This window comes from Mesorhizobium sp. LSJC280B00 (assembly GCF_000502835.1).
Taxonomy (GTDB): domain Bacteria; phylum Pseudomonadota; class Alphaproteobacteria; order Rhizobiales; family Rhizobiaceae; genus Mesorhizobium.
Map to the genome: position 1 here is coordinate 58589 of NZ_AYVL01000032.1, position 12204 is coordinate 70792.

13 protein-coding genes are annotated in these 12204 nt (G+C 63.3%); 8 read left to right on the forward strand and 5 right to left on the reverse strand.

The features are described from left to right. Positions 1-109: 109 nt before the first annotated feature. From X773_RS68845 to X773_RS68855, 3 genes are all read right to left on the reverse strand, one after another. The gene (locus tag X773_RS68845) at positions 110-889 is read right to left on the reverse strand and encodes a Bax inhibitor-1/YccA family protein (RefSeq protein ID WP_023679821.1); all 780 of its coding nucleotides are present in this window, start codon (positions 887-889) and stop codon (positions 110-112) included. A 218-nt stretch (positions 890-1107) separates the two neighbouring features. Continuing rightward, positions 1108-3657, reverse strand: a complete 2550-nt coding sequence (locus X773_RS68850) for an ABC transporter permease (RefSeq protein ID WP_023679822.1) — start codon at positions 3655-3657, stop codon at positions 1108-1110. Next, positions 3657-4367, reverse strand: a complete 711-nt coding sequence (locus X773_RS68855; RefSeq protein ID WP_031212726.1) for an ABC transporter ATP-binding protein — start codon at positions 4365-4367, stop codon at positions 3657-3659. The genes X773_RS68850 and X773_RS68855 overlap by 1 nt, the downstream gene beginning before the upstream one ends. Positions 4368-4474: 107 nt before the next feature. On the opposite strand from X773_RS68855, the gene X773_RS68860 reads away from it, so the two are divergent. From X773_RS68860 to X773_RS68875, 4 genes are all read left to right on the forward strand, one after another. After that, positions 4475-5119 carry an arylesterase gene (locus X773_RS68860; RefSeq protein ID WP_023679824.1) on the forward strand — a complete coding sequence of 215 codons (645 nt, stop codon included), beginning with the start codon at positions 4475-4477 and terminating at the stop codon, positions 5117-5119. Between the two features lie 137 nt (positions 5120-5256). Next, the gene (gene thpR / locus X773_RS68865) at positions 5257-5853 is read left to right on the forward strand and encodes an RNA 2',3'-cyclic phosphodiesterase (RefSeq protein WP_023679825.1); all 597 of its coding nucleotides are present in this window, start codon (positions 5257-5259) and stop codon (positions 5851-5853) included. A gap of 6 nt (positions 5854-5859) precedes the next feature. Next, on the forward strand, positions 5860-6156 hold the full coding sequence (locus X773_RS68870; RefSeq protein ID WP_023679826.1) for a 4a-hydroxytetrahydrobiopterin dehydratase: 297 nt from the start codon (positions 5860-5862) through the stop codon (positions 6154-6156). 92 nt (positions 6157-6248) lie between these two features. Further along, positions 6249-6611: a YkvA family protein gene (locus X773_RS68875; RefSeq protein WP_031212728.1), complete on the forward strand. Its 363-nt coding sequence runs from the start codon at positions 6249-6251 to the stop codon at positions 6609-6611. Between the two features lie 45 nt (positions 6612-6656). Here X773_RS68875 and X773_RS78520 read toward each other — a convergent pair whose 3' ends face one another. Next, positions 6657-6983, reverse strand: a complete 327-nt coding sequence (locus X773_RS78520) for an isoprenylcysteine carboxylmethyltransferase family protein (protein WP_245274824.1) — start codon at positions 6981-6983, stop codon at positions 6657-6659. Positions 6984-7681: 698 nt separating this feature from the next. On the opposite strand from X773_RS78520, the gene X773_RS68890 reads away from it, so the two are divergent. The 3 genes from X773_RS68890 to X773_RS68900 all read left to right on the forward strand — a co-directional run bounded on the left by X773_RS68890 (position 7682) and on the right by X773_RS68900 (position 10163). Further along, on the forward strand, positions 7682-8188 hold the full coding sequence (locus tag X773_RS68890) for an invasion associated locus B family protein (RefSeq protein ID WP_023721899.1): 507 nt from the start codon (positions 7682-7684) through the stop codon (positions 8186-8188). Positions 8189-8454: 266 nt separating this feature from the next. Beyond that, positions 8455-9687 carry a 23S rRNA (adenine(2503)-C(2))-methyltransferase RlmN gene (gene rlmN, locus X773_RS68895; RefSeq protein ID WP_023679831.1) on the forward strand — a complete coding sequence of 411 codons (1233 nt, stop codon included), beginning with the start codon at positions 8455-8457 and terminating at the stop codon, positions 9685-9687. Further along, a complete protein-coding gene (locus X773_RS68900; protein WP_023679832.1) occupies positions 9684-10163 on the forward strand; it encodes a hypothetical protein in 480 nt (159 codons plus the stop codon). Before rlmN ends, X773_RS68900 begins: the two co-directional genes overlap by 4 nt. On the opposite strand, the gene X773_RS68905 is transcribed toward X773_RS68900, so the two are convergent. Then, a complete protein-coding gene (locus X773_RS68905; RefSeq protein ID WP_023679833.1) occupies positions 10135-10776 on the reverse strand; it encodes a LysE family translocator in 642 nt (213 codons plus the stop codon). The genes X773_RS68900 and X773_RS68905 overlap by 29 nt on opposite strands. A gap of 168 nt (positions 10777-10944) precedes the next feature. Here X773_RS68905 and X773_RS68910 point away from each other — a divergent pair, with 168 nt between their 5' ends. After that, positions 10945-12168: an argininosuccinate synthase gene (locus X773_RS68910; protein ID WP_023679834.1), complete on the forward strand. Its 1224-nt coding sequence runs from the start codon at positions 10945-10947 to the stop codon at positions 12166-12168. Positions 12169-12204: the final 36 nt, after the last annotated feature.

Genomic DNA, 12204 nt, shown 5'->3' on the forward strand with positions numbered 1-12204 from the left:
ATTTAGGCACGTCGTTCATCTGCCCTATATCACAGCAAAAGCCGGCACAAAAGAAAAGAGCAGCCATTGGGCCGCCCTTTCCAAACTCGCTGGTCCAGGAAAACCGTATTTAGCGACGGTCGCCCATGAACTGCAGCAGGAACATAAACAGGTTGATGAAGTCGAGATAGAGCCTCAATGCGCCCATAATCGCCTTGCGGCCGGCGACATCAGTCTCGTCGCCCTCGAAGTACATCTCCTTGATGTTCTGCGTGTCGTAGGCGGTGAGGCCCGCGAAGATCAGCACGCCGATCGCCGAAACGGCGAAGGAAAGCGCCGACGACTGCAGGAAGATGTTGATCACCATCGCGATGATCAGGCCGACCAGGCCCATGACCAGGAACGACCCGAACGCCGAGAGATCGCGCTTGGTCGTGTAGCCGTAGAGCGACAGCCCGCCAAAGGCGGCGGCGGTGGCGAAGAAGGTCTGCGAGATACTGGCGGTGGTGTAGACCAGGAAGATCGACGACAGCGACAGGCCGACGAGGCCGGCGTAGACCCAGAACGTCGTCTGCGCGCCCGAAACGCTCATCGACTGGACTCGGAACGACAGGAACATCACCGCTGCCAGAGGGGCAAAGATCACCAGCCATTTCAGCGGCGAACCAAAGATCGCGTAGCCGAACGAGGTCAGCATCTCGCCGCTTGGCAACGTCGCGACGGCCGAGGCGGGATCGCTGGTGGTGGCCAGCATGATTGTGCCGACCGCGGCAAGGCCGGTGATGAGGAGGCCAAGCCCCATCAGATTGTAGACCTTAATCATGTAGGCCCGCAGGCCCTGGTCGATGGCAGCATCGACGCCGGCGCCGGGCACGGCGCGCGTCTGATAATTGCGAACGGGATCAGCCATGGAAATCCTCATATTGCTTCTGCCCCGTCCGGTGTCAGGTCCTTTGAACCCAGGCGCCGCTGGCGGGGCTCCAGCATGCCTGCGCCGAAATATGATGGTTCTTGGCGTAAAGGACAAGACCGTAACCAAGCGTAATGCTCCGTGAACTGCCAGAGATACGGTTTTATTGGCCTTCCCGCCCGGGACATTACCGAGATTTAATCAAAAACGGCTCTGGCTCAAAGATTCCGCAGCACCGGCGCCGCCTTGTGGCCCAACACCCGCCACGTGCCGGCAAGGCCGATGCCGACCGTGACCACCAGCGAAAAGCCGATGGTCGCCACCGCCACCTCGGGCATGAAGTGCGATGGCAGCGTCATGATGCGCGCGACGACGAACCATGCCGCCACACCGCCCGCCGCCAGCGCGAAGATCGCGGTAGCAAGGCCGATCAGCATGTATTCCAGCGAAAACGCGGCGATCAGCGTTTTCCTGGTCGCACCCAGGGTCTTCAGCACCACCGCGTCGTGAATGCGAGCCCGGTTGCCGGCGGCGAGCGCCCCGGCCAGCACCAGCACCGAGGCGATCAACGCCACGCCCGCTGCTGCCCTGATTGCTGTGCCGAGCTGCGCCACCAGCCGGTTGACGATTTCGAGCGCGTCCTTGACCCTGACCGTCGTCACCGCGGGAAAGGCACGCGTGACGGCGTTGAGAAGATGCGCATCGTCGGCTGCCGACGCATTCGTCTCGGTCAGCGTCGCCAACCAGCCATGCGGCGCACCGGCGAATGTGTTGGGCGAGAACACCATGACGAAATTGATGCCCATGGTTTCCCATTCGACCTGGCGGAAATTGGCGATCTTGGCCGTGATGTTGCGGCCGAGCACGTTGACGGTGATGGTGTCGCCCAGCTTCAGCCCGATCTCTTTGCCTTCCTCGGCGGAAAACGAGACCAGCGGCTCGCCGGCATAGTTCTCCGGCCACCAGCTGCCCTCGGTCAGCGTCGCATTCTCCGGCAGCTTTGCGTCATAGGTCAGGCCGCGATCGCCGCGCAGTACCCAGGCGCCTTCGGCCGGAACCTTGACCTTGTCGACATCGACGCCGTTGAGCGCCATCACCCGGCCGCGCAGCATCGGCACCTTGATCAGCTTGCCTTGCGGTGCCTCTTTGCCGACCAGCGCGGAGAAGGCATCGACGTCACCGCTCTGGATATCGACGTAGAAGAAGTTCGGTGCCCTTTCCGGCAGGCTGCCCGAAATCTGCCGCCTGAGATTGCCGTCGATCAGCGCCAGCGTCACCAGCAGCGTCAGCCCGAGTCCCAACGACAGCACCACGGACGGCGTCAAGGCGCCAGGCCGATGGATGTTGCCGATGGCGAGCCTGAGCGCGGTCGAGCGCACGCGCGGGCTTTTCTTCGCCGCCCACTGCACCAGCGAGCCGACCACACGCAGCACCAGGAACGAAAAGATCGTGGCGCCGACGAAGATCGAGGCAATACGGCGGTCGCCGGAAAACAGGATCGCCAGTACCGCGAGCAGCAGCGCGATGCCCAATGCCGCGGCGATATAGAGCGGGCGGGGAAAACCGCGGCCCTCGAAACCCATTTCGCGAAACAGCGCCGTTGCCGGCACGTCGCGGGCGCGGCCGAGCGGCAGCAAGGCGAAAGCCAGCGTCACCAGCAGCCCGAACAGCGCTGCCATGCCGAGGGCGCCGGGATAGAACCCACCTTCCGCCGGCACTGGAATGACCGATTGGAGTGCCGCGCTGGCCGCGAACGGCATCAGCGCGCCAAGCACAAGGCCTAGCGTGATGCCGAGTGCTGCGATCATCAGGATCTGCACCAGATAGACGGCAAAGACGAACCCGCCCGAAGCCCCCAGGCTCTTGAAGGTGGCGATGACGCCGCGCTTGCCGTCGAGATAGGCACGCACGGCATTGGCCACGCCGACGCCGCCGACCACCAGCGCCGTCAACCCGACCAGCGTCAGGAATTGCGAAAACCGCTCGATATTCGAGGACAGCGCCGGCGCTGCGTTGCTGCGCGTGCGGATCGACCAGCCGGCCTGCGGGAACTGGTTTGCCGCCTGCTCCTGGATCGCCTTGATCTGTGCCTCAGTGGTGCCGCCGGGCAGGCGGACCTTATAGGCGTTCTCGACCAGGCTGCCCGGCTGGATCAGGCCGGAAGCGGCAAGCCCGTCGGTCGACACCATCAGCCGCGGCGCAAAACCGAAGCCATCCGACACTGCATCCGGCTCGTTGACCAGCCTGGCGCGCAGCTCGAACGTCGCGCTGCCGAGCTTTAGCCGGTCACCGATGCCAAGGTTCAGCCGCTCGAACAAGAGGTCCGGGGCGGCGGCGCCGAAGACGCCGGATTTTTCGCCGAACAGATCCTCTCGCGACAGCACCGGCTCGGTCTCCAGCGCACCATAGAGCGGATAGGCGCCGTCGACCGCCTTGGCCTCGACCAGCGCCTGGTCGGAGCCGTCCTCGAGCCTCGCCATCGAGCGCATATTGGCGCTGTGCGAAACCGTGCCAAGCCGGTCGAGGAAGCTGCGTTCGGCTCTGGTCGGATCGCGTTGGTTGAGCTGGAAGCGGAGATCACCGCCGAGCAGCGTCTGGCCCTGGTCGGCAACACCGGCGGAAATAGCCTGCGCCACCGAATTGACGCCGCCGATCGCAGCGACGCCGAGCGCGATGCAGGCAAGGAAGATCAGGAAGCCGGACAGCCCGCCACGCATTTCTCGCAGCGAAAACCGAAAGGCGAGCCTCAGCGTTTGCGCCAGCGGCATCAGGCGGTCACCTTGCCAGCCCTGGTGGCCGGCTTAGGCGCGTCTTCGATCAGCCCCGACCGCATCGACACCTGGCGCGAGCAGCGCGCCGCGAGTAGCGGGTCATGCGTGACCAGCACCAGCGTCATGCCGCGTTCGGCCGCCTTGGCAAACAGCAGGTCGGCGACGTGCCGCCCCGTTGCCTGGTCGAGATTGCCGGTCGGCTCGTCGGCGATCAGGATGCGCGGCGACGGCGCCAGTGCCCGGGCGATCGCCACGCGCTGTTGCTCGCCGCCAGACAATTCGCCGGGGTAATGGGTGACGCGATCGCTGAGACCGACCGCCGCCAGCTCGCGTGCCGCTACGCCGAACGGATCGACATGGCCGGCAAGCTCCAGCGGGACGGCAACGTTTTCCAGCGCCGTCATATTGGGGATGAGATGGAAAGACTGGAACACGATGCCGATGTTTCGTCCCCGAAACGATGCGATCTGATCTTCGCTTTTGCCGTTGAGCAGCTCGCCGGCAATTCGGACCGTGCCCGAATCGACCCTTTCAAGCCCGGCCAAAACCATCAGCAATGTCGACTTTCCCGAACCTGAAGGTCCAACGATGCCGGTCGCTTCGCCGCCCGCCACATCGAGGCTGACGCCCTTCAGCACATGGACCGAGGATGCACCTTCGCCGAGCGTCAGCGATACGTCTTTCAGCGAAATGACGGCTTCTTCCAAAATCAAATCGTCCTATATGGGGGATGAAGGCTAGTGCATCCGATGCTCGACAAAGACGAAAACCTGCCTTCGCCAACAGATGTTCCTGGTCATATGGGGCCTGCCGCATGGCTTTCAAACACACCTTTGCCGCAGCCTTCGCCCTTTTCCTCGCCATTTGCGGCGCCATTTCGTCGGCGCGCGCCGAACCGTTCACCATTGTCGGTTTCGGCGACAGCTTGATGGCGGGTTATGGCCTCGGGCCAGGTCAGGGCTTCACCGAGAAGCTGCAGGCGGCGCTGCGCGCCAAGGGCTACGATGTCACGGTCGCCAACGCCGGCGTCTCCGGCGATACGACGAGCGGCGGCCTGTCGCGGCTCGACTGGTCGGTGCCGGACGGCACGCAGCTGGTCATCCTGGAGCTCGGCGCCAATGACATGCTGCGCGGCGTTTCGCCCGCCATAGCGGAAAGGAACCTGGACGCCATGCTGGCAAAACTGAAGCAGCGCAAGATCGCCGTTTTGCTTGCCGGAATGCGCGCGGCGCCCAATCTCGGCGCCGACTACCAGAACGCCTTCGACGCGACCTTTCCGAGACTGGCTGAAAAATATGGCGTGCCGCTCTATCCTTTCTTTCTCGAGGGCATCGCCGGTCAATCCGTCCTGCAACTCGAGGACGGCCTTCATCCAAACGCCCGAGGCGTCGACCGCATCGTCGAGGGTATCCTGCCCAGTGTGGAGAAGACCATTGAAGCGGTCCGGGGCAATTCCTGAAGGCGAGGGTTCGCCGTCGCAACACCTTCCGCAGGGGAAGCTTTTAGGCAGGCCTGCGACCAACAAACCCCTTGCCCCGTTTGAATATCGATGATTCGCTAGGGGCAAGAGTTCGATTCGAGGACAGGAGGCTTGCCATGCCGCGTCTTTTTACCGCCCTCGAGATACCGCGTGATGCCGCTCTTTCGCTGTCCCTGCTCAGGGGCGGCCTGCCCGGAGCCCGCTGGATCGACGTCGAAAACTATCATCTGACGCTGCGCTTCATCGGCGATGTCGAGGGCCATGTCGCCGACGACATCGCCAATGCGCTCGACCGTGTTCACCGCCCGTCCTTCCCGCTGACGCTGTCCGGCGTCGGCGCCTTCGGCCAGAAGAAGCCGCATGCGGTGTGGGCCGGGGTCGCCGCTTCGCCCGATCTTTCCGCATTGCAGGCCGAGATCGATCGCATCTGCCAGCGGCTCGGCATCCCGGCCGACCCGCGCAAGTTCACGCCGCATGTGACGCTGGCCCGCCTGCGCAATTCGAGCCCGCTCGACGTCGCCCAGTATCTGTCGGCGCGCGGCAATTTTTCGACGCTGCCGTTCCGGATCGGCCGCTTCGTGCTGATGTCGTCACGCGATTCGGTCGGCGGCGGGCCTTATGTCGTCGAGGAAGCCTGGCCGCTTTCAGGTGCTGACAACCGCGTCGCCAGCCGTTTGGTCGGCGCCGCCGACGCTTCGCGGATCATGCGGTAGACGGACATGGCCAGGGAGAAACTAGCAAAAGAGGCGATCCGCGCCGAACTTGCCGGCCTCGACGGCTGGTCGCTGGCCAAGGATGGTGGCTCGATCACCCGCAGCTTCACCTTCAAGAATTTCTCCGAAGCCTTTGCCTTCATGACCCGCGTTGCCCTGGCCGCGGAGAAGATGGACCACCATCCCGACTGGTCGAACGTCTATAAGACGGTAAACGTGACCCTCAACACGCACGACGCCGGCGGCCTGACCGCGCTGGATTTCGATCTGGCCAGGAAAATGAACCGCTATTTCGGCGGCTGAGCCTATCTGCACCTTGCAGCGAGGTTCGGCTTTCACCACATTTTGCCTCGCGGTCACGCGTGAAGTCACGCGACGGCCGCAAGGAGAGGTTGATGGCGCAAAAATCCGGTTTTGATTTCTTTGGCCTCGGCAGCAAGCCGGGCAACGAGAGCGAAGTGCGCGAAAAGTTCTGGCGTACGGCGAAGAAGGCCGCCCGGCAGATCCCGTTCATGGAAGAGGTGGTCGCCGCCTATTACTGTGCCATGGACAAGAAGACGCCGCTGCGCGCCAAGGGCACCTTGCTGGCTGCGCTCGGCTATTTCGTGCTGCCGACAGACGTCATCCCCGATTTCATCCTTGGGCTAGGCTTCACCGACGACATCGCCGTGCTGACCGCCGCGATTACCGCCGTCAGCGCCCACATCACGCCGGCGCACCGGCTCGCCGCCAGGCAGGCCATCGCCGACAAGAGCTGAGCCGGTACGGCGCAAAAAATCGCGTGAGAACCGACTTTCCGGCCGTCAAACCCACCGCCGCACCCGCGCCTTGTAGGCGCGATAGGCATCTCCGAACTTCCGCTCGAGATAGCGCTCTTCCGGCGCGATTACGCCGGTATTGATCACCCACAGCAGCGGGACGACGAGCGCAATAGCCCAAAGACTTCCGGCCGCGACGCCGAGGCCCAAATAGATGAGGGTCGTTCCCAGATAGAACGGATTCCTGGTGCGCCGATAGATACCGTCGACGACCAGCGCCGTCGTCGGCAAGGTCGGTGGTATGTTGGTTCCAGCGGCCTGAAAGCGGCCCGCTGCCATAAAGATGAACACGAAGCCGCACACCGCGAGCACGGCGCCGGTCAGATAGCGGGCGANAAGATGAACACGAAGCCGCACACCGCGAGGACGGCGCCGGTCAGATAGCGGGCGAGCGCCTGCCCGGCCATGACCGGGAGCGGCACGAGCACCTCGAGCACGGTTGCCGCCACCAGGAAGCCGAGGAAGATCAAAGGTGGCAGCGCAATGACCCCGGCCACGTCGGGCGCGCCCGATCCGCCCGCCGTCTCCCCGGCATCCGACCGGCGCACCGCGCCACCGGCCGCCCGCCGCATGGCGACACGAATGCCGAACACAATCGCCAGGACGGCTGTGCCGCCCGCCAGGATCAGGACTGTCTCGGAAACGGCCATGGCCAAATCTCCCGTAGCCGCCAAGAAGGGCGCCCTGGCCGAACGTCGTGGAGGCGAACGTAGACATGGTACCATCTGGAGGGAAATTCGTCACGTACATCAGAAAAGCCAGGATGGCTGCAAGGACCTAGCTGCTTGAAAAGTCAAACTCTTGCCGTTTTCGTGGCCTCCAAGTCGCGGCAGGGACAGTGCGCCAGCCGCTTTTTCGAGCGGCAGCGCGAAGACGGCGGCGGTTTCCTGGCGTGAACATCCTTTTCTCAGGGAAATTCACCGTTTGGTAACCCAGATTAAATCAAAATGAAGCGACGGGCAGGACGCCGAGCCGGCCTGCCGCCGCACCAGTGGAATACGGGAAAAGCGATGCGCGGATTGATTGCTATAGTTTCCAGCCTGGCCCTGGTGGCCTTGACGGCGCCCGCGCTGGCGCAGTCGGCAACCAAGATCGGCCAGCATAATGCCTGGGGCACCTACAGTTATCAGGCGTCGGGCGGCGGCAAGGTCTGCTATGTCCTGACGGTGCCAACCGACAAGCAGCCGCCGACGCTCGATCACGGCGACATGTTCTTCTTCGTCAGCCAGCGGCCGGGGCAGCAAGTGTCCTACGAGCCGCAATTCATCGCCGGCTATACCTTCCAGGAGGGTTCCAAGGCCACCGTCACCATCGACAAGAAGTCTTTTTCGATGTTCACGCGCGGCAAGTCGGCCTGGGTCGAGAACGCCGCCGAGGAGCCGGTGCTGATCGCCGCGATGAAGACCGGCACCGACATGAAGGTGTCGGCCAAGTCCGGCCGCGGCAACACCACCACCTACGTCTTCTCGCTGAAGGGCATCTCGGCGGCGCTGGCCTCGATCGCCAAGTGCAAGTAGGCGGTTAGGCGCAGTCTTCCCTTCTCCCCTTGTGGGAGAAGGTGGATCGGCGCGCAGCGCCGAGACGGAAGAGGGGTGTTGGACGGAACGCCGTCGGCGCCAAGCTGGAACACCCCTCATCCGACCGAGCTTCGCTCGGCCACCTTCTCCCACAAAGGGAGAAGGAAGAACCCGGCATGACTCCGCCATCAAGCTGTGCTATGCGCCGCGCTTCATTTCGGGCACGATGCTGTATTCGGCCGCAAATCGCTTATATTGGCGCAACAATGACCCTTTCATTCGATCTTACCGCCGAAGGCGCGCGTGACGCGTTGCGCACCCGCACGACGCCTGAAAAACCGTCGCTGATCGGCTTGACGCGCGCCGAACTTGGGGCCGCCCTTGTCGCCGCCGGCATCGTGCCGGAGCGCCAGGCGAAAATGCGCGCCCAACAGCTCTGGCATTGGATCTATGTGCGTGGCGTTTCCGACTTTGCCGGCATGTTCAACATCTCCAAGGATCTGCGCGCGGCGCTCGACAGGCATTTCACCGTCGCCAGGCCCGAAATCGTCGAGGAGCAGATCTCCACCGACGGCACGCGCAAATGGCTGTTTCGCTTTCCGCCGCGCGGCGCCGGCCGGCCGGTCGAGATCGAGACCGTCTACATTCCCGAAGAAGGCCGCGGCACGCTGTGCATCTCTTCGCAGGTCGGCTGCACCCTGACCTGCTCCTTCTGCCACACCGGCACGCAGAAACTGGTGCGCAACCTGACGGCCGAGGAAATCCTCGCCCAACTTTTGACCGCCCGCGACCGGCTCGGCGATTTCCCCGACCGCGATACGCCGGACGGCGCCATCGTGCCGGCCGAAGGCCGCAAAGTATCCAACATCGTCATGATGGGCATGGGCGAGCCGCTCTACAATTTCGAGGCGGTGAAGAAGGCGCTGCTTATCGCATCCGACGGCGACGGGCTTTCCCTGTCGAAGAGGCGCATCACGCTCTCGACCTCCGGCGTCGTGCCCGAAATCTTCCGCACCGGCGAGGAGATCGGCGTGATGCTGGCGATTTCGCTGCACGCCACCAATGACGATTTGCGCGATCTCTTGGTGCCCATCAACAAGAAGTATCCGCTGAAGGATCTGATCGCTGCCTGCCGCGCCTATCCAGGCCTGTCGAACGCCAAGCGGATCACCTTCGAATATGTGATGCTGAAGGACGTCAACGATTCCATCGACGACGCCAAGGCGCTGATCAAGCTGCTCAAGGGCATTCCGGCCAAGATCAATCTGATCCCGTTCAATCCGTGGCCGGGCACCAACTACCAGTGCTCGGACTGGGAAACGATCGAGAAATTCGCCGATTACATCAACAATGCCGGCTATGCCTCGCCGATCCGCACGCCGCGCGGCCGCGATATCCTCGCCGCCTGCGGCCAGCTCAAGTCGGACTCCGAGCGCATGCGCAAGGTCGACCGGCTGGCGCTGGAAGCGATGATGATCGCGGGGCATGGCGAGGCGTGAATCGCGTCGGCGCCTATCTGATCCGCTTCGCCGTCATCCTTGTCGGCTACGGCGTTGCTTCGCTGGCGGCCAGCGCCTTCCTTAACATCATGTTCCTGGCGTCTCTTGGGCTGATAACGGACGAGACGCAACCGGCGGCGCAGGCGTCGCTGTGGTTTTCAATCCCCTTCGTCGCGCTGTTCGTCGCCTATTTCGCCTTCATGCCGGCCGCCATCGCCATCCTCGTCTCCGAGATCCTTGGCCGGCGTGACTGGCTGTTCTATGCGCTGGCGGGTGCTGTGGTCTCGGCGGTCTTCCTTGGCTTCGTCCACCAGACGGCCGATGCCAATTTCGAGGTTACCAATACCAGCGTCATGCTGGCGGTGATCGGCTGCGGCATGGTCGGCGGTATTTTCTACTGGCTGAGCGCCGGGCGCTCGGCCGGAAGCTGGCGTCAGATCGGACGCCCTATTTCGCCTGGGCCGTCAGGATCTTGAGCGCGAAGGCCGAAAAAACTCCGGCAAACAGATAGTCGACGACGCGGGTGACGCGCGGGCTGGATTTCATCGCGGCCGAGAATTTTTCCGCCGCCAGCACCATCGGCGCCGTCACTGGGATCGCCAGCACGACGAACATCGCGCCGAGGAAGAACAGCTTTCCCGGCGCGTCGGGATCATGCGCGGAGACGAATTGCGGCAGGAAGGTCATGAAGAACAGGATGATCTTCGGGTTGAGCAGATTGACCCCGAGCCCCGCCGCCCAGCTACGGAACAGCGAGATCTGCGGCCCGCTCTTCTTCTCCGGTGAAAACGCCGACCCTTTTGTGATCGCCTGCCATGCCAGGAAGACCAGGTAGCCGGCGCCAAAAATCTTCAGCACGAAGAACGCCATCGGCGAGGCGACGATCAGCGCCGAGACGCCGACCACCACCAGCGTGGTGTGAATCAGCGTGCCGCACAAGGCGCCGGCCATCGAGGCAAAGCCGGTGGCACGGCCCTGACTCAGCGTGCGCGAGACGAACAGCGTCATGTCAGGCCCGGGCGTGATCGCCAGGATGAAGGTGGCGATGGAGAACTGGATAAGCGTCGTACTGTCGGGGATGAAGGACATGGCTCGTCTCGTAGGGGCAAAAGACGGCGCAGCCATAGCGCAAGAGCCGTGTCCTCGCCAGCCTCTTGGAGATGAAGCATCTGGTCCAGGCATCGTTCGTCCCTTGCGCTGGCCTAAAACGCCGTGATACCTCGCCCGCGAAGAACCCCTGTCGCGGAACTGCCCACCATGTCGAAAGCAAAAGCCGTCAAGAAAGTCGTGCTCGCCTATTCCGGCGGCCTTGATACCTCGATCATCCTGAAATGGCTGCAGACCGAGCTCGGCGCCGAGGTCGTCACCTTCACCGCCGATCTCGGCCAGGGTGGCGAACTGGAGCCGGCCAGGCGCAAGGCCGAGATGATGGGCATCAAGGACATCCGCATCGTCGATGTCCGCGAGGAGTTCGTATCCGATTTCGTCTTCCCGATGTTCCGCGCCAACGCCGTCTATGAAGGCACCTATCTGCTCGGCACCTCGATCGCCCGGCCGCTGATTTCGAAACATCTCGTCGAGATCGCAAAAGAGACCGGCGCCGATGCCATCGCCCATGGCGCCACCGGCAAAGGCAACGACCAGGTGCGTTTCGAGCTGTCGGCCTATGCGCTCAACCCCGACATCAAGGTCATCGCGCCGTGGCGCGATTGGTCGTTCAAGTCGCGCACCGATCTCATCAACTTCGCCGAGCAGCACCAGATCCCGGTGCCGAAGGACAAGAAGGGCGATGCGCCGTTTTCCGTCGACGCGAACCTTCTGCACTCCTCCTCCGAGGGCAAGGTGCTGGAGGACCCGTGGACGGAACCGCCGGAATTCGTCCACCAGCGCACCATCTCGCCGATGGACGCGCCCGATGAGGTCACCGAGATCGAGATCGAATTCCTCAAGGGCGATCCGATCGCGCTCGACGGCAAGAAACTCTCGCCGGCAACGATGCTGGCAGCGCTCAACGATCTCGGTCGCGACAACGGCATCGGCAGGCTAGATCTGGTCGAGAACCGTTTCGTCGGCATGAAATCGCGCGGCGTCTACGAGACCCCCGGCGGCACCATCCTGATCGCCGCCCATCGGGCGATCGAATCGATCACGCTCGACCGCGGAGCCGCCCATCTCAAGGACGAGTTCATGCCGCGCTACGCCGAGCTCATCTACAACGGCTTCTGGTTCGCGCCCGAGCGGCTGATGCTGCAGGCAATGATCGACAAGAGCCAGGAAGACGTCGAAGGCACCGTGCGGCTGAAGCTCTACAAGGGCAACGTGATTGTCACCGGCCGCAAGTCGAGGAAAACGCTCTATTCCGATGCGCTGGTCACCTTCGAGGACGACCGCGGCGCCTACGATCAGAAGGATGCCGAAGGCTTCATCCGCCTCAACGCGCTCAGGCTGAGGACACTGGCGGCGCGTAACCGCCAGCGCTGACATCCGAACAGCGGGCTGGGCGCTCTACCGATCTCG

Excerpts from the sequence above, each read along its gene's own strand:
- X773_RS68845 (WP_023679821.1), bottom strand. The coding sequence starts at position 889 with ATGGCTGATCCCGTTCGCAATTATCAGACGCGCGCCGTGCCCGGCGCC.
- X773_RS68850 (WP_023679822.1), bottom strand. The coding sequence starts at position 3,657 with ATGCCGCTGGCGCAAACGCTGAGGCTCGCCTTTCGGTTTTCGCTGCGA.
- X773_RS68860 (WP_023679824.1), top strand. The coding sequence starts at position 4,475 with ATGGCTTTCAAACACACCTTTGCCGCAGCCTTCGCCCTTTTCCTCGCC.
- thpR (WP_023679825.1), top strand. The coding sequence starts at position 5,257 with ATGCCGCGTCTTTTTACCGCCCTCGAGATACCGCGTGATGCCGCTCTT.
- X773_RS68870 (WP_023679826.1), top strand. The coding sequence starts at position 5,860 with ATGGCCAGGGAGAAACTAGCAAAAGAGGCGATCCGCGCCGAACTTGCC.
- X773_RS68875 (WP_031212728.1), top strand. The coding sequence starts at position 6,249 with ATGGCGCAAAAATCCGGTTTTGATTTCTTTGGCCTCGGCAGCAAGCCG.
- X773_RS68890 (WP_023721899.1), top strand. The coding sequence starts at position 7,682 with ATGCGCGGATTGATTGCTATAGTTTCCAGCCTGGCCCTGGTGGCCTTG.
- rlmN (WP_023679831.1), top strand. The coding sequence starts at position 8,455 with ATGACCCTTTCATTCGATCTTACCGCCGAAGGCGCGCGTGACGCGTTG.
- X773_RS68905 (WP_023679833.1), bottom strand. The coding sequence starts at position 10,776 with ATGTCCTTCATCCCCGACAGTACGACGCTTATCCAGTTCTCCATCGCC.
- X773_RS68910 (WP_023679834.1), top strand. The coding sequence starts at position 10,945 with ATGTCGAAAGCAAAAGCCGTCAAGAAAGTCGTGCTCGCCTATTCCGGC.